This is a genomic window from Massiliimicrobium timonense, from assembly GCF_002160865.1.
Lineage (GTDB): Bacteria > Bacillota_I > Bacilli_A > Erysipelotrichales > Coprobacillaceae > Allocoprobacillus.
This window is the reverse complement of sequence record NZ_NFLJ01000030.1, coordinates 21,503-38,316: the sequence shown is the minus strand read 5'-3', so window position 1 is coordinate 38,316 and position 16,814 is coordinate 21,503. Positions and strand designations below refer to the sequence as shown.

The following is a 16,814-nucleotide window of genomic DNA, read 5'->3' as shown; positions in this document are numbered from 1 at the left end:
TACGCTTCCACAACTTCTCTATTTTGCCATCCACCACGTTTAACTAAATATTCAGGCATATCAAAATGATACATATTCATAAATATTTCAATTCCATTTTCGTGAGCACAATCAATCAACTGATGATACCATTTTGCTCCTTCAGGATTAATATTGCCATCTTGATCCAGTAATCTTGTCCATTGCATTGATGTTCTAAATGATTCAAAATTCATACTCTTTAATAATTGAATATCTGATTCATATTTGTGATACATATCATTTCCGACATATGATCCCACATTATTGTGAAAAGCATTAATTTCCATATCAGAATACATATCCCAATAAGAACGTAGTCTTCCTCCTACATTATAACTTCCTTCAGTTTGTGGTCCAGACATTGCTGCACCAAAGAAAAAATCTTTTGGTAATTTTATCATCTATAAATCCTCCTCTTGTTTATAAAGGCATTGTAAAAGATATTCTTCTTTGAGTAAATATTTTTTCATTATTTTATAAAATAATTTCATATTTTATAAAATTCTATATAAATTATGAAACATTGTTTCATAATTATTCCCACTGGAAATTTTCTTTTCCAGCACCTATTTCAAAATGATATTTGACAATACCTAAATCAATCTTTGTATAAAATCCTCGCTTTGCTTTGATTGATACTTTATGATGATGATAAATCAGTTGAAATCTTTGTTGATTCAAAGCTGTCGGTGCTAATAATGCATATTTGACTCCTTCTTGAAACCATTTTGGAAAAGGTTCATCTCCTTTAGCAACATCCTTTATTGTTTTACTACGATGCAACTTTCCCTGATTTTTTCCATACCCTACTACGATAACCGCAACCAGCTTTTCATCAGGATTCATTTGCATACATGAAATCATTTTCTTATAAGTCAAAGCCACCCAGCATGTATTTAAACCTAATTGTTGTGCAAATAAAACAAGATGTTCACCATAATAACCACATGTTTCTTCTAAATCTTGACTTCTTTTTCCAATCAATGCAATATAATTTTCAACCCCTTCAAATTGACCATAATGTGCCAGACGACTTTGAAATGATTGTGGTTCATTAGTTATGAGCTGAATATGTAAACCACTTCTTTGATTACATTCTTGTATCTTTCCTTTTAATTCTTCAATGATTTCTAAAGACAAAGGTCTTTTTATATATTGACGAACACTATGACGTTTTTCTATAGCTTCTTTTAAATCCATCAACATCGCCTCCTCCTACATATTTTAACATATGATCGTTTCATACAAAACATGAAAATATCAACTACTATGAAACTTTGTTTCATGTTATAATAGACTTGGTGATAACAATGAGTATAATGACACAATTAGAATTTGAACTAGAATTTTCTCAATCTGAAAAACAAATTGCCCGATATATTTTAAATCATGGCGAAGATGTTTTAAGTATGTCTGTCAAAACTTTAGCGAAACAGACTTATACTTCTCCTGCGACCATTGTTCGACTTTGTAAAAAGATGGGGTTAGAAGGTTATAATGATTTTAAAATCAAATATTCAGCTGAACTTCAATATGATTTACATCATACAGATCGTATTGATGTCAATTTTCCTTTTTCAAAAGAAGATAGTTATCCAATGATTTGTCATAAACTGTCTTCCTTATATCAAGAAGTCATTGCTGATACAATTAAACTCATTGATTTTTCAATGTTAGAAAAAATTGTTGATTTACTGTATACCCATGATCATATAGATATTTATGGTTCAGGCAATTCACTTCTGGCAGCCATGAGCTTTCAACATAAGATGATGCGTATTTCAAGAAATGTCAATTTAAAAATCCTGCATGGTGAACAGATATTTCAATCATATAACTCTAATGAAAATCATATTGCCATGATTATTTCATATTCTGGTGAAACAAACGAAAACATTCAGATTGCCCAAACATTAAAGGAAAAAGGCACTCCTATGATTATTTTAACATCCATTGGTAATAATCGTTTATCACATTATGCAAACTATATTTTAAATATTGGTTCAAGAGAAAAGATTTTTACCAAGATTGCACCATTTGCTTCTCAGATTTCTATTGAATATTTATTGAACATCATTTTCTCATGTATCTTTCAAAAAGATTACGATCAAAACATCCAAAACAAGGTCAGTTATGATAAAAAAAATGACTCTAGACATCCTTTATCCAGTCCTGTCAGTGATGAAAGAAAATAATTTCATATTCTGAAAAAAAATCATAATAAATAGATTTTTTGATATGATAAAATCGCTATGTGGGAGGGAAATAAAAACATGAAATCTTTACAAATGAAATATAATTTTGTACACATTCTTTTTTGGGTATCCTATTTATCTATTTATGGATATATAGCTATATTTTTACAATATCGAGGTTTAAGCAATACTGACATTGGTATTGTCAGTGGTGGTGGAGCCATCTTTTCTATCTTTTTTTCTCCATTCATCTCATCGCTTTTATCCAAAATCCCTCGTTTAAATATTAAAAATTTGATTCTTATCTTATACTTACTGATGTTTGGTATGTTTATCAGTTTATTTTTTATCACAACACCTATTTGGGTGATTATGTTATTTTATATTCTTTTATTAAGTACCGTTGTTTCCATTGTTCCATTTTTATCCATGCTGTGTATGAATTATCTTAAAGATGGACAATATATTAATTTTGGTTTATCACGTGGACTTGGTTCAATTGCCTATGCAACTGGAGCTATCGTCATTAGTCAGTTGATTGAACTCTTTAATCCAACAATCATTATTTTTGCTCATCTTATTTCAAGTATTGCCTTATTATATATGCTTTTTTCTATGCCCGATTATCAGACACATCAACAAGATACCAAAGAAAAACAATCAACAGCTTTTTCAATCATTCAAAATTATCGTACATTTTTTATGATTCTGGTTGCTTTTTCTCTGATGATAGCTGCCTCAACATCATTGTCAACTTATTTAATCAATATTGTAAAAAACTTAGGTGGAAGCACGTCTTTATATGGTGTGGCTGTGTTTTGCATGGCAGCCAGTGAAATGCCTTTGATGTCTGTGACTTTCCGTTTATTAAAAAAATATCGTGCTGAAACACTCATCCTTGCCAGTGCAGGATTCTATCTTATTAGAAACTTTATGATCTGTTTAGCTCCGTCACTTCCTATTCTTTTAATTGGTATGATGTTTCAAGGATTTTCTTATGGTTTATTTACCGCAACCATCACTTATTATGTCAATGATCATTTAGCAGAAAATGATCAAATGATGGGTCAAACAATGATTGCGATGATGTCTACTGGTTTAGGAGCAGCAATAGGTAATATTTTTGGAGGTATTTTACAAGATACTTTTGGCTTAAACAGTATGCTAATTTTTGTTGGTATTTTAACAATCTTAGGTTTTCTTATTATGTTCTTTACACTTAAAAACAAAACCGGTCTATCAAAAAGACCCCTTGTTGAATCATATGAAAAAAACTGATGTTATCATCAGTTTTTTTAGTAATTTTCTGTCATTCTTTCAAAATAAGCTTTTGGATAACCACATGTTGGACATCTTTCAGGTGCTTCTTCTCCTTCATAAATGAAACCACATTGTCTGCATTTCCATCCTTTTGGAGCATCACCTTTAAACGTTTTTCCTTCTTTATAGTTTTTCAATAATCTTAAATAACGGGCTTCATGAGATCTTTCAACTTTTCCAACATTTTCAAACTTAACAGCCAATTCTTCAAATCCTTCTTCTCTTGCTTCCTCAGCCATACGTTTGTACATATCAGTCCATTCTTCGTTTTCTCCTGCTGCTGCCACTTCTAAATTTTCATCTGTTGATCCAATGCCATGAAATTCAGCAAACCACATTTTCGCATGTTGTTTTTCTTGATTTGCTGTTTCTTCAAAAATTGCAGCAATCTGTTCCAGCCCTTCTTTTCTAGCCATTTCAGCAAAATAAGTATATTTATTTCTGGCTTGAGATTCACCTGCAAAAGCTTCCATTAAATTCTTTTCTGTTTTTGTTCCAGCATATTTTGATTTCTTTTCTTCTACTTTTTCAAATTGACTTGCTGGAGCCTTACAAACTGGACATTGGTCAGGAGCATTTTCTCCTTCATAAACATATCCACATACTTTACAAATCCATTTTGTCATTATTTTTTCCTCCTTATTCATCTACTTTCATTATACACCTAAAAAATAAGAAAGCAAGAACTTTTTGATAATAGTAATCATTATTATTTATAAATTCATTCTATGATTGCTTTTGTAAGCATAAACATGTATAATGTGAGATGAAAAAAAGAATGCTATAGTAGTGACTTTTTTAAGCACTAACTTTTCTTTTTGATCAAAATAATGAAACGTCGTATTCATAAATGAAATGACAGTGGAGGTAACAAATGAATCAACAAAAAACAAGGAATCTGGCTTTGATGTCACTTTTTATCGCTATTGAGATTCTCATGGTCATGGTTCCCTTTTTAGGATTTATTCCTATTGGTCCCTTACGTGCAACAACATTGCATATTCCCGTCATCATTGCTGGGATTGTTTTAGGAAAAAAGCAAGGAGCGCAAATTGGTCTGGTATTTGGTTTATCCAGCTTGATTATCAATACCATTCAACCAACAATAACATCTTTTGTCTTTTCTCCTTTTATCAGTGGCTCATTATGGAGTCTTGTTATTGCGATTATGCCAAGAGTATGTATTGGATATATTGCCGGTCTGATTTATGAAAAAGGAAAAAGCCATCCCATACCAGCCATGTGTTTAGGTTCTCTGGTGGGTGCTATGACTAATACAATCCTTGTTTTAGGAGGAATATATCTTTTTTTTGGCAATCAATATGCTACAGCTATAGGATTGTCATTGACTAAGCTTCTTCCCTATCTACTGACAATTATCGCAACAACGGGATTATTGGAAGCGGCTGTTGGAACAATCATTGCAGTTATTGTTTCTCGTATACTCATTCAATTTAAGAAATAAGGTGAAAAAATGTCTAAAAAAATCATTATTGGAATAACTGGCAGTATTGCCGCATTTAAAAGTGTTCAACTGATTAGTGATCTGATCAAAAAAGGATATCAGATAGAAGTGATGATGAGTGAAAGTGCTACACGTTTTATAACTCCTATCTGCATTCAATCACTAACCAAACGTAAAGTCTATGTCGATACATTTGATGATGAAAATCCTGCCATCATTACACATGTTGATATTGTCAAAGATGCTGATTTATTTATGGTCGTTCCTGCCAGTGCACATACCATTGCGAAACTGGCTTACGGAATGGCTGATAATATGCTGACAAGTGCTTTTCTTGCGGCAACATGTCCTAAACTCATTGCCCCTGCAATGAATGTTCATATGTATGAAAATGCAATCACACAAAGAAATATGCAAATACTAAAAGATGCTGGAGTCACATTTGTTGAACCTGTTTCTGGGTTACTGGCATGTGGGGATGTCGGTAAAGGAAAGTTGGCTGATGAAGATATTCTTTTAGAAATGATTGACTATATGTTCACACCTAAAGTTTTAAAAAATAAAAAAATTCTTGTGAGTGCCGGTCCAACTCAAGAAAGCATTGATCCTGTTCGTTTTATCACCAATCATTCCAGTGGTAAGATGGGTTATGCTTTAGCCCGTAGTGCCTTTTTAATGGGTGGGGATGTCACATTAATCAGTGGACCAACTCACTTAAATAAACCCTATGGTGTCAAAACAATTGATATTATAACGGCTCAACAAATGCATGATGAAATTATCAATCGTGTTCAGGATTTTGACTATATCATTATGTCAGCAGCCGTAGGAGATTATCGTTGTCAAAATATAGCTCAGGAAAAAATCAAAAAACATGAAGATACTTTGACATTACAGTTACAAAAAAATCAAGATATTCTTTTGGAAATGGGTCAGCATAAAAAACCACATCAGATTATTTGTGGTTTTGCAATGGAAACACAGGATTTAATTGAAAATGCTAAAGAAAAACTACTGAAGAAAAATTGCGATATGATTGTAGCTAATCATTTAAAAACAAAAGGAGCTGGTTTTCAAGGTGATACCAATGTTGTCAGCATTCTTACAAGTGAGTCTATTCATCATTATGATATAATGAGTAAAAATGAACTCGCTTTTGAAATCTTAAATCAGATGAAAAAATGGGAGGAACAAAAATGTTAATTGTTATTGATATTGGAAATACAAATATTACAATGGGAATCTATCATGAAGATCTCTTGATAGGAACTTATCGTTTAACAACAAAATTTCAAAGAACATCTGATGAATATGGTTTTATGCTTTTATCATTTTTAAATGCTTCAGCTATTACTGTTAAAGATATTGATGATATCATCATTAGTAGTGTTGTTCCTAAAATTAATTATTCATTTACAAATTCTATCAAAAAATATTTATTTAAAGAACCTATTTTTATTGGACCTGGTGTCAAAACAGGTATTGATATCCGTATTGACAACCCTTCTACATTAGGTGCCGATCGTTTAGTTGATGCCGTAGGTGCTTATTATACATATGGTGGTCCCTGTCTGGTCATTGATTTTGGGACAGCTACAACTTATGATGTTGTCAGCCATCAAGGCGAATTCTTAGGTGGAGCAACAGCTCCAGGTATTGGTATATGTGCCAATGCTCTTTCTTCACAGGCTGCTAAATTGCCTGAAATAGAAATTCAAAAACCTGAATGTGTAATTGCTAAAAATACAATTAAAAGTATGCAATCAGGTGTCTTTTTTGGATATATTGGTCAAACTGAATATTTAATTCAACAAATCAAAAAAGAATATCAGCAAGATATGAAAGTCATTTCGACAGGTGGTTTAGGAAGAATGATAGCAAAAGAAACTGCCCTCATAGATATTTATGATGCTGATTTGACTTTTAAAGGATTAAAAATTATTTATGATAAAACAAAAAGAAAGCAAAGCTTATAAACTTTGCTTTTTTATATAGAGCCACTTTATCAATTGAGCCATCATATATTGTTTATCAAATAATGTCATAAGACGTTCTATACCTATTTTATCATGTTCTGGATAAAGTAATAAATGAAGAATAACCCCAACCAGACCTCGACCATTCAAATGTTCTACAATATGCCAATCACCTAAGAAAACCTTTGAAAAATCACTTTGACAATATTCTTGAAAATCTTTCAATATATCTTCAGTCAATATATCAAAACGATAAACATAACTGACATCCCTTTCCATCAGTTCACAAATCCAGTCAAGAATGACATATAAATAATCTTGTATCATTAAAGGTTCTTGAAAATGTGTTTCCAGAAAATGTTGATATAAATGATCTTGACTGCTGCTGTTTGTATATTCTCTTATCTTTCTTTCTGTATAAAGGACTTCATGATATATGATATCAAACAAAGACGTTTGAAAAGGTAAAAACGTATAACGATTCCCAACATATTTTTCCATCGCTTTTTGACCTTGAAGATAACCTAAACGAATCAATCGATCAAGTGAAGATCGAGAAAAATCCATAAAGCCATGAAGTTCTATTTGTGGGTGGGTATAGTGAATAGATGGACGATGGAGATAATGAGAATGTTTCACTGGATATGCTAAATCTATAACCAGAACTTCATCAGCTCCCATAGCAAGTGCTAAATCTATTGGAACATTATCAAAATAGCCACCATCAATATAAGACTGATTGTCAAAATGATGGATAGGAAATAAAGGAAAACATGAAGCACTGGCTAAGAGATAATTATAAATATGTTGACGTGGCATTTCTTCTTTTGTGATATAGAGTGGCTTGAGTGATGGATAGCGGACAGTACATAAACCAAAATCAATGGATGATTGAAGCAGCACATCTTCCTTTAACAATCGTCTGATCAAGTATTTTAAAGGTGTAATATCTGCTCCTTTTTCTTTCACATAAGTTTTAAAAAATGAAATAGCAAGATGAGATTGATCCAACATTGTTTCTAAATCACCACCTATTGTTGGCAATTCATTGGAAAAAATATCTTTTTCATCGACAGTTTCCCATAAATGCAAAAGAACATCTATATCCTTTTGAGCTAATAAACAAGCATTCAAAGCTCCAATAGATGTTCCCGTCACAATCTGATAATCCCATTTTGATTCATCAATGGCTTTCATAAATCCTGCTTGATAGGCTCCTTTGGCTCCTCCTCCAGCAAGAACAATCGCTTTTTTCATGCATAATCTCCCCTTTGACTCTCTACTATCATATGCGAGAATTGTTCAAGGTAGACATCAAATTCTTGAAAATCTATCAAATGATATTCCCAGTTAGGCGAACCAATTTGACCAGGTACATTAAAGCGACAATCACTCTGTTTTCCCATAATATCCCAAACTGGAATAATGACTTCTTCAGCTTCCAAATCCAAACAATAATGCAATATTTTCTGATACAAATGTTTTTCTGAATATTTTTTTAATTGTTGTTCCAATGTTTTATATTCTTCTTTTTTTATGGTCTTTAACCACCCATTTAAAGTATCGTTGTCATGTGTGCCACTATATACAACAACTTTTGAAAAATCAAAATCTGAAGCATAATGAAACTGAAAAACATACATTCCTTTAAGATGATAATGATCTCTCAACTCATAAACTTCTGGTCTTAAATCACCTAAATCTTCAGCTAAAATAGATAAATGGTCCACTTGAGCATATAAGGCATCAAACAAATCATATGCAGGTCCTTCAATCCACTTTCCAATGACAGCTGTTGGTTCACTGGCTGGTATTTTCCAATAAGTATCAAACCCTCTAAAATGATCAATTCTGACACGATCATACATCTGTTGCGAAGCCTTCATACGATCCACCCAAAAGGCATAATGATGTTTTTTCAAATATTCCCAGTCATAAAGAGGATTTCCCCATCTTTGTCCAAATTTACTAAAATAATCTGGAGGTACTCCTGCTACAAATGAAGGTGTTCCATCTTCTTCTAATAAGAAGCTTTCACGATTTTGCCAGACATCAGCAGAATCTAAGCCAACATATATAGGCATATCCCCAATAATTTCAATGTTATTTTGATGAGCATAATCTCTTAATTGTTGCCATTGCTGGAAAAAGAAATACTGTAAAAACATCTGGTAATCTATTTCCTTAGTAAAAGGTAATAATGAAAACGTATAATCATGATGATAATTTTTATATTCTTCTTCCCATTCAATCCATGATTTTTCTTGATGATGCGTTTTAAAAACACGAAAAATAGCGTAAGGATATAACCAAGAATGATTTTTTTCTACAAAATCATGATAATTGTCATCAGCATGGAAACGTGAAAAAGCCAATTGATAATATTTCTCTTTTTGTTTTCTGATACTCGTATAATCAACATATAAAGTCTGATTGACTTCCTCTTTGACTTCATTCTGTTTCAATAAACCTGCTTCAATCAATGTTTCAATATCCAAATAGATTTCATCACCAGCATGGCTTGATAATGGCTGATAAGGAGAATTCCCATATCCTAAAGGATTCAATGGCAGAATTTGCCATATATGAATATGTGCTTGAGCAATCTTATCAACAAATTGATATGCACTTTTACCAAAATCTCCTACTCCATATTGGCTTGGTAAAGCCGAAATAGGAAAAAGTATTCCTGTTTTTTTCATAGTTTCCACCTAATATCCAATATTTTCTTCAATAATAATGACGTGTATGCGATTTTTTTGTCCTTGATAACCTAATTTGACATAACTTGAACAAATACGATCTTCATTCAAACAATCTTGGCATTTTCCTACACGTGTACATGGTGTTTTTTTATGCAGACGTAAAGCATTGGCTGGTGCACTATATTCACGAATATGATTGATTGCTTCCTGTTCATTGATGAAAATCTTATTTAATCCCGCAATAACATAAACATCTTTAGGTCCAAAAATCATTGCTGATACACGATTTCCTCGTCCATCAACATTATATAAGCACCCATCCATAGTCAAAGCATTGGTACTTGTTATAAAGATATCAGATAATAGACCTTCACGTAATCTTTCTACAACTTGTTCTTGAGATAGCCCTTCTTCATAACGATCAATGAAATGAACATCACTTTTCTTAATCAAATCTATCACACCCAATCGAGTAAGTGTCACACTCCCACCAACAGCAACTTTCTTTTGATCTGTCAAAATATTTTTTAAATAATGATGAAGTTCTTCCTCGTCTTTAACAATCATACAACTCATATTATTTCTTTCAAAAGCTTTGATAAGCTGATTTTCTTTTATGTGTAATAATGTTTTATAATTTTCATCCATCTTTTATCCTCCTATATGAATAAGTGTCCTATCTGATAAATTAAGAATGCAACAAGATATGCCATACCCGTCTGAAATAAAACTGTTAAAATAGCTTGTATCCAGGAATGAAGTTCACGTCTGGTTGCTGCAAAGGCAGCAACGCAAGGCATATATAAGACAGTAAAAACTAAGAAAGCAAATGCTGATAAAGGTGTAAATATACCAGCAAGAGCTTGATTAAAAGCAGCCGTTGAAGAAGATTGTGTTAAAACGGTCAATGTTGAAACAACAGATTCCTTTGCTGTAATTCCTGTCATTAACGCTGTAGAAGCACGCCAGTCATTGAATCCCAGTGGTGCAAAGATCGGTGATACAAATGAACCAATGGCAGCCAGAATACTTTGTGAACTATCAGAAACAAAATCAAATGTAAAGCTAAAACTTTGTAAAAACCAGATAACAATAGAAGCCATAAAAATAATTGTAAATGCTTTATGAATAAAATCCTTAGCTTTATCCAAAACATTTAAATAAACATTTTTTAGAGTTGGAATACGATAAGCTGGGAGTTCTAAAACAAATGGAACAGGCTCTCCTATAAAAACGGTATTTTTTAAAAGTATTGCTGAAATAATCGCTAGCAGTATACCAATACAATAAATTGTCAACATGACAATAGCTGCTTTATGTGGAAAGAAAGCAGCAATAATCATTCCATAAATAGGAAGTTTGGCACTACATGACATAAAAGGTGTTAAAATAATGGTCATCTTACGATCACGATCACTGGATAGAGTACGTGTTGCCATAATGGCCGGAACACTGCATCCAAAACCAATCAACATAGGTACAAAAGAGCGTCCAGAGAGTCCTATTTTTCTTAATGCCTTATCCATAACGAAAGCTACTCTGGCCATATAACCACTATCCTCCAGCATAGATAAAAAGAAAAATAAAATCACAATTACAGGTAGAAACGACAAAACACTTCCTACTCCTGCCAAAATACCATCACCAACTAAAGAACGCAACCAATAGGCTACATCATTAACTTCCAAAAGATGAATAATCCAATTAGAAAACTGTCCTATAAGACTATCCATAAGATCTTGCAAAGGTGCACCTATAAGTGAGAATGTCAAATAAAAAATAAATAACATAATCAAAATAAAAATAGGGATACCTAAAAATTTATGTGTTAATAAACGATCGATTTTTTCTGAACGAATCTGTTCTTTGGTTTCACTTTCAATAAAAACTGTATGATGGCAAACATCTTCAATAAAAGAATAACGCATATCTACCAAAGCTGCTTCACGATCAGTTCCTGCTTCTTCTTCCATTTTTTCTAGAATATGCTCAATAATATGACGATCTCCTTGATCAATATGCAACTTATCAAACATATCTTCATCACCTTCAATGATTTTTGTAACACAATAACGCAAAGGTAAATGCAAAGATTGAGCACTCTGTTCAACAATATGCGATATAGAGTGAATGGCCTTATGAACAACGCCATGACAAATATCAATATGATGTGATGATTGATCTAAGTTCTTTTCAATCGCAGTAATAACATCTTCAATACCCTCATTTTTACTTGCTGAAATAGGTACAACATCCATTTCAAGACGTTCTTTTAGCCCATCAATATCAATACTGTTACCACTTACAATAACTTCATCCATCATATTTAAAACAAGAATCATTGGAATATTTAATTCTAATAATTGAGTTGTTAAATAAAGATTTCTTTCCATGTTTGTCGCATCAATAATATTAATAATTAAACATGGTTTTTCCTCTAATAAATAACGAATAGAAACTATTTCTTCTGAAGTATAAGGTGACAAAGAATAAATACCCGGTAAATCAATCAATTCAAGTTCATCTTTATGTTTTTTTATAAACCCTGTTTTTTGTTCTACTGTGACACCTGGAAAATTACCGACATGTTGTGAAGAACCAGTTAAAGCATTAAATAAAGTTGTTTTTCCACAATTTTGATTTCCAATCAAAGCAATCTTCTTAATCATGATCTACCACCTTTACTTCAATTAAAGAAGCATCCTCTTTCCTCAAAGTCAAAACATAACTTCTTAAATAGACTTCTATTGGATCCCCCATAGGTGCTACTTTTCTAATTTTAACTAATGTATGGGGTGTTAAACCCATTTCTAATAAACGTCTTCTTAAAAGTCCCTTTCCATTCACAGCAACAATCTGTACTAATGTCTGAGGACTCATTTGATCTAAAGTCATACCCTCACCTCATTACCTAACCATTATAACGCATTTTTTTATCAATGAAAATATTATCTTTTGACATTTTTTTATACAAAAAAAGAGTTTTAAACATCACGCCTAAAACTCCCTTTATCATCTAAAGAACATTTTCCTGATCATCAAAGACACTTTGATTTCTTAATTTTTGTTTTTGCATATACAAAACATAATCAGATTCCTCAATATCATCACCTAAAGATTCTACATTTCGAGGATTATCCATATTATAAATATAAACATATGCCTGATCTTTCACTTGACCATCTTGATCTAGAATATCCATAGAAATCTTATTATACTCATTATCTTGATTGTGTTCACCAAAATAACTTTCCAGTTCATCTAAACATTGAGCTGTTTCTTCATCCACATCATAGAGTTCACCAAAAACAAGATGATCCCCCTGTGGTAAAAAAGCAGGATAAACGACTCCAGCAATCGTCATTAAACTTCCTTTTATATAACCATCACCACAATAAACACTACGTTCTCTTAAATAAATATCGTGATTATACATTCCTTTTCTCAATGTTCCATAAACAAAAACACGTACCATTAATGTGTTGCACCACCTGTCACTTTAATATCATCCTCTGTTGTCACAATAGCTTCAATCGCTGCGATTAAACCTTCAACGATTGTATCCAAACTCATACTTGCTGTATTTGGTCTTGTAATCACTTGTTCTGGTAAGAATGGAATATGAATGAATCCACTTTTTTTACCGGGATATTTCGTTTCAATAATGTGACGTACACCATATAAAACATGGTTGCAGACAAATGTTCCAGCAGTATTGGATACAGATGCAGGAATCTGTTTTTGACGAATATTTTCAACCATCGCTTTAATTGGTAAATTAGAGAAATAAGCTGCTGGTCCATCAGCAAAAACAGGTTCATCAATAATTTGTTGTCCAGCATTATCTGGAATACGACAATCATCTATATTAATCCCAATTCTTTCGACTGTCATGTCTGTACGTCCTCCAGCCTGTCCAACTGATAGAACAACATCCGGATTTTCTTTAGCAATCGCTTCATCAATGACTTTTAAAGATTGATGACAAACCGTTGGAATTTCTAATTTGATAATTTGAGCACCAGCAATTTCATCTGGTAGTTTTTTCACTGATTCAATGGCAGGATTAATTTTATCACCACCAAAAGGATCAAAACCTGTAACTAAAATTTTCATTTGCAACCTCCTAGAATGCTAAAACAAGCATTAAAACAATATGAATCACAATCATAATTAAAGCAATTGGAGCCTGTGCCTTAATAACTGCCCATTTTTGATCTTTTGTTTCCAAAACCGCACAAGGAACAATATTAAAGTTTGCAGCCATTGGAGTCATTAAAGTTCCACAATATCCTGCCGTCATACCTAATGCAGCTACAATTGAAGGATCTCCTCCTTGATTAATAACAAATGGAATACCAATTCCAATAGTAATAACTGTAAAAGCAGCAAAGGCATTTCCCATAATCATTGTAAAGATGACCATACCTAATACATAAACAATCACTCCAATGACAATGTTTCCAGAAGGCACGACACTAGAAATAATACTAGAAATCACATCTCCTACACCAGCTTCATTAAAGACACTACCTAAAGCACCTAATAATTGTGGTAATAGACATGATGCTCCAACTTGCATTAATAAACGTGATGTATCACTACGTGTTTCAGATAATTTTGGTTTACAAATAATAATTGCTAAAACAAATGCAACTAAACAAGCAATTCCTGTCATAACAGCCCCATCTAAAGCTGTTGGATCACCACTGCTGCTACCAAATGAAAATAATTGGAATGAAAAGAAATTACTTAACTTTAAAAAGAATGTTTGAGCTGTATCTTTATTGTATTGAATCAATGATAAAATCAATGCCATAACACCAATAGAAACAGCAGGAACAAAAATTTTATTTCCTAATTTTTCACTAGATTGTTGACGGAATTCATGTGTTGATTCTTCAAATTCACCCATTTTAACTTGATTTGTTACTGTTAAACATCCCATAACAACAAGCATAGCCCCAATCAATACATTAGGTAACACTTTCCCTAACATAAAGATAACACCTAATAGAGCCCAAAATAAAGTTGTTCCTATTTTTGCTTCTTTATTACGTGTTGCACGATAAGCTGTATCAAAGCTTACAAAAGAACATAAAACATAAAAGAATTCAGGAAAATAGATTGTTAAAAAATCTAACATTATTTATTTCCTCCCTTCTTGATTTTTCTATCATATAAAAAGACTTGAATAAAAGCCAAAACAATAGAAATCGCTGCAATATAAATAGAAGCTCCTGCAATACTTGCTAAAGTGACTTCTGTAAATCCAGCTTCAGCCATTGTTCCATACATCAAAACAACACCACTGGCAGCAGGGAAACAGTTTTGAGCAAAGAAATTTCCATAGTTTTCAACAGCAGATGATAATCCTTTTAATGATTCTTCTTCATCTTCTGTCAATTCTTCTCCTTTGACTTTTTCACCAGCAGCCTGTGCCATTGGCATAATTAATGGTCTGACGAATTGAACAACCCCTCCAATTCTGATATTTAAAGCTGAGGCTATAGTACGAATAACGGAATAAATAGCCAACACTTTACCAGCTGAGGCATTTTTAATTTTTCCAATCAAATAAGCTGCCCTTTCTTTTAATCCATATCTTTCGATAATCGCAATTACTGGGAAAATAATTAAAAAGATGGACATTAAACGATTGGAAACAAAAGAACTTCCTAATATTTCTAAAATCTCTATGATATTCATTCCAGAAACAAGTCCTGTGACAATTCCTGAAATAATAACAGTTGCCAAAACATCTAATTTAAAAGCAAAACCTACAACGATGATGACAATCCCAATCAGTGTGATATACTCCACAACTAAACTCCCCTTTCAAATAATGATAAAATCATTATATATGATTTTTAAGATTCTTGCAAGAAAACATATAAAACTCTTTTCGTTTTTTCTACTTCTTTATGTTAATATAACAATTTTTGGTAATCTTTTTTCTATTTTATATAAAAATAGTCTTTATTTTTTTATTGAAAAGAAAAAAGATATTGTAACCCTATCTAAAAAAGAGTATAATTTCTTTAATTATAAAAAGGGGGATTTTTATGGAAATTAAAATCGAAAGAGCAAAAACACTAAAAACAAAACCAGATCAAAACCATTTAGGATTCGGTCAATATTTTACTGACCATATGTTTATAATGGATTGGGATAAAGATGTCGGATGGCATGATGCTCGTATAGTACCTTATGGACCTATTGCGATGGATCCAGCAACAATGGTGCTTCATTATGCTCAAGAAACATTTGAAGGATTAAAAGCTTATCGTAATCCTCAAGGTCAGATTCTATTGTTTAGACCAGAAATGAATGCTCGACGTATGATTAATTCAAATAAACGTATTTGCATGGCAGAATTGCCTGAAGACATGTTTGTAGAAGCTGTCGAAGCACTTGTCAAATATGAACAAGACTGGATTCCAACTGCTCCAGATACTTCACTTTATATTCGTCCATTCATGTATGCTTCTCAACCTGGTGTCGGTGTTCATCCTGCCAACAGTTATCGCTTTATTATCATCTTATCACCTGTAGGTGCCTATTATCCTGAAGGTGTCAACCCTGTCAAAATCTGGGTTGAAGATGAATATGTTAGAGCTGTTAAAGGTGGGACAGGTTTTACAAAATGTGGTGGAAACTATGCTGCCAGCATTGCTGCTCAAGTGAAAGCCGAACAAAATGGCTATACACAGGTATTATGGCTAGATGGTGTGCATCGTCGTTATGTTGAAGAAGTTGGAACAATGAATGTCATGTTCTTGATTAATGATACGGTTGTAACTGCTGCACTTGAAGGTTCTGTATTACCCGGTGTCACAAGAGATTCTATTATCCATATTTTAAAAGATATGGGATACAAAGTTGAAGAACGTGATTTAAGCATTGATGAGCTGATGGAAGCTGGACGTACTGGCCAATTAAAAGAAGCATGGGGAACAGGAACAGCTGCTGTGATTTCACCTATTGGTGAACTTTGTTATAAGGGTGAAAAAATCACTATTCATGATTTTAAAACTGGACCACTTACACAAAAACTTTATGATACATTAACAGGTATTCAATGGGGAAGACTGGAAGACCCTTATCATTGGACAAAAGTCATTAAATAAAA

Annotated in this window: 18 protein-coding genes; 6 read left to right on the top strand and 12 right to left on the bottom strand. The window is 32.5% G+C overall.

What is annotated here, in order from left to right:
• A partial coding sequence (locus B5E75_RS10290; protein ID WP_143746960.1) for a family 1 glycosylhydrolase occupies positions 1-422 on the bottom strand: 422 nt, incomplete at its 3' end.
• Between the two features lie 133 nt (positions 423-555).
• A complete protein-coding gene (locus B5E75_RS10285) occupies positions 556-1,221 on the bottom strand; it encodes a nitroreductase family protein (protein WP_087358935.1) in 666 nt (221 codons plus the stop codon).
• 110 nt (positions 1,222-1,331) lie between these two features.
• Between B5E75_RS10285 and B5E75_RS10280 the strand changes: the two genes are divergently transcribed.
• Both B5E75_RS10280 and B5E75_RS10275 read left to right on the top strand, forming a co-directional pair.
• On the top strand, positions 1,332-2,216 hold the full coding sequence (locus B5E75_RS10280) for a MurR/RpiR family transcriptional regulator (protein ID WP_087358933.1): 885 nt from the start codon (positions 1,332-1,334) through the stop codon (positions 2,214-2,216).
• Positions 2,217-2,294: 78 nt separating this feature from the next.
• Complete coding sequence (locus B5E75_RS10275) at positions 2,295-3,494, top strand: MFS transporter (RefSeq protein ID WP_087358931.1); 1,200 nt, start codon at positions 2,295-2,297, stop codon at positions 3,492-3,494.
• Positions 3,495-3,511: 17 nt separating this feature from the next.
• Here B5E75_RS10275 and rbr read toward each other — a convergent pair whose 3' ends face one another.
• Positions 3,512-4,162 carry a rubrerythrin gene (rbr, locus tag B5E75_RS10270; protein WP_087358929.1) on the bottom strand — a complete coding sequence of 217 codons (651 nt, stop codon included), beginning with the start codon at positions 4,160-4,162 and terminating at the stop codon, positions 3,512-3,514.
• A gap of 248 nt (positions 4,163-4,410) precedes the next feature.
• On the opposite strand from rbr, the gene B5E75_RS10265 reads away from it, so the two are divergent.
• Genes B5E75_RS10265 through B5E75_RS10255 form a run of 3 tightly spaced genes read left to right on the top strand, consistent with a single transcriptional unit; the run spans position 4,411 to position 6,977 of the window.
• Positions 4,411-5,001, top strand: coding sequence for an ECF transporter S component (locus B5E75_RS10265; RefSeq protein WP_087358927.1), 591 nt, complete (start codon positions 4,411-4,413; stop codon positions 4,999-5,001).
• 9 nt (positions 5,002-5,010) lie between these two features.
• Positions 5,011-6,204, top strand: a complete 1,194-nt coding sequence (gene coaBC, locus B5E75_RS10260) for a bifunctional phosphopantothenoylcysteine decarboxylase/phosphopantothenate--cysteine ligase CoaBC (RefSeq protein WP_087358925.1) — start codon at positions 5,011-5,013, stop codon at positions 6,202-6,204.
• Complete coding sequence (locus tag B5E75_RS10255; protein WP_087358923.1) at positions 6,198-6,977, top strand: type III pantothenate kinase; 780 nt, start codon at positions 6,198-6,200, stop codon at positions 6,975-6,977. Before coaBC ends, B5E75_RS10255 begins: the two co-directional genes overlap by 7 nt.
• Here the strand turns inward: B5E75_RS10255 and B5E75_RS10250 are convergent.
• The 9 genes from B5E75_RS10250 to B5E75_RS10210 all read right to left on the bottom strand — a co-directional run bounded on the left by B5E75_RS10250 (position 6,972) and on the right by B5E75_RS10210 (position 15,505).
• On the bottom strand, positions 6,972-8,234 hold the full coding sequence (locus B5E75_RS10250; RefSeq protein ID WP_087358922.1) for a patatin-like phospholipase family protein: 1,263 nt from the start codon (positions 8,232-8,234) through the stop codon (positions 6,972-6,974). The genes B5E75_RS10255 and B5E75_RS10250 overlap by 6 nt on opposite strands.
• A complete protein-coding gene (gene malQ / locus B5E75_RS10245; RefSeq protein ID WP_087358920.1) occupies positions 8,231-9,679 on the bottom strand; it encodes a 4-alpha-glucanotransferase in 1,449 nt (482 codons plus the stop codon). The genes B5E75_RS10250 and malQ overlap by 4 nt, the downstream gene beginning before the upstream one ends.
• Positions 9,680-9,688: 9 nt before the next feature.
• Positions 9,689-10,330, bottom strand: coding sequence for a lactate utilization protein (locus B5E75_RS10240; protein WP_087358918.1), 642 nt, complete (start codon positions 10,328-10,330; stop codon positions 9,689-9,691).
• An 11-nt stretch (positions 10,331-10,341) separates the two neighbouring features.
• Positions 10,342-12,351, bottom strand: coding sequence for a ferrous iron transport protein B (gene feoB / locus B5E75_RS10235; protein WP_087358916.1), 2,010 nt, complete (start codon positions 12,349-12,351; stop codon positions 10,342-10,344).
• Complete coding sequence (locus tag B5E75_RS10230) at positions 12,344-12,577, bottom strand: FeoA family protein (protein WP_087358914.1); 234 nt, start codon at positions 12,575-12,577, stop codon at positions 12,344-12,346. The genes feoB and B5E75_RS10230 overlap by 8 nt, the downstream gene beginning before the upstream one ends.
• A gap of 121 nt (positions 12,578-12,698) precedes the next feature.
• On the bottom strand, positions 12,699-13,157 hold the full coding sequence (locus B5E75_RS10225; RefSeq protein ID WP_087358912.1) for a gamma-glutamylcyclotransferase family protein: 459 nt from the start codon (positions 13,155-13,157) through the stop codon (positions 12,699-12,701).
• Positions 13,157-13,798, bottom strand: coding sequence for a pyroglutamyl-peptidase I (gene pcp, locus B5E75_RS10220; protein WP_087358910.1), 642 nt, complete (start codon positions 13,796-13,798; stop codon positions 13,157-13,159). The genes B5E75_RS10225 and pcp overlap by 1 nt, the downstream gene beginning before the upstream one ends.
• Before the next feature lie 10 nt (positions 13,799-13,808).
• The gene (locus B5E75_RS10215; RefSeq protein ID WP_087358909.1) at positions 13,809-14,828 is read right to left on the bottom strand and encodes a DUF979 domain-containing protein; all 1,020 of its coding nucleotides are present in this window, start codon (positions 14,826-14,828) and stop codon (positions 13,809-13,811) included.
• The gene (locus B5E75_RS10210; RefSeq protein WP_087358907.1) at positions 14,828-15,505 is read right to left on the bottom strand and encodes a DUF969 domain-containing protein; all 678 of its coding nucleotides are present in this window, start codon (positions 15,503-15,505) and stop codon (positions 14,828-14,830) included. The genes B5E75_RS10215 and B5E75_RS10210 overlap by 1 nt, the downstream gene beginning before the upstream one ends.
• 242 nt (positions 15,506-15,747) lie before the next feature.
• Between B5E75_RS10210 and B5E75_RS10200 the strand changes: the two genes are divergently transcribed.
• The gene (locus B5E75_RS10200) at positions 15,748-16,812 is read left to right on the top strand and encodes a branched-chain amino acid aminotransferase (RefSeq protein ID WP_087358903.1); all 1,065 of its coding nucleotides are present in this window, start codon (positions 15,748-15,750) and stop codon (positions 16,810-16,812) included.
• Positions 16,813-16,814 lie beyond the last annotated feature (2 nt).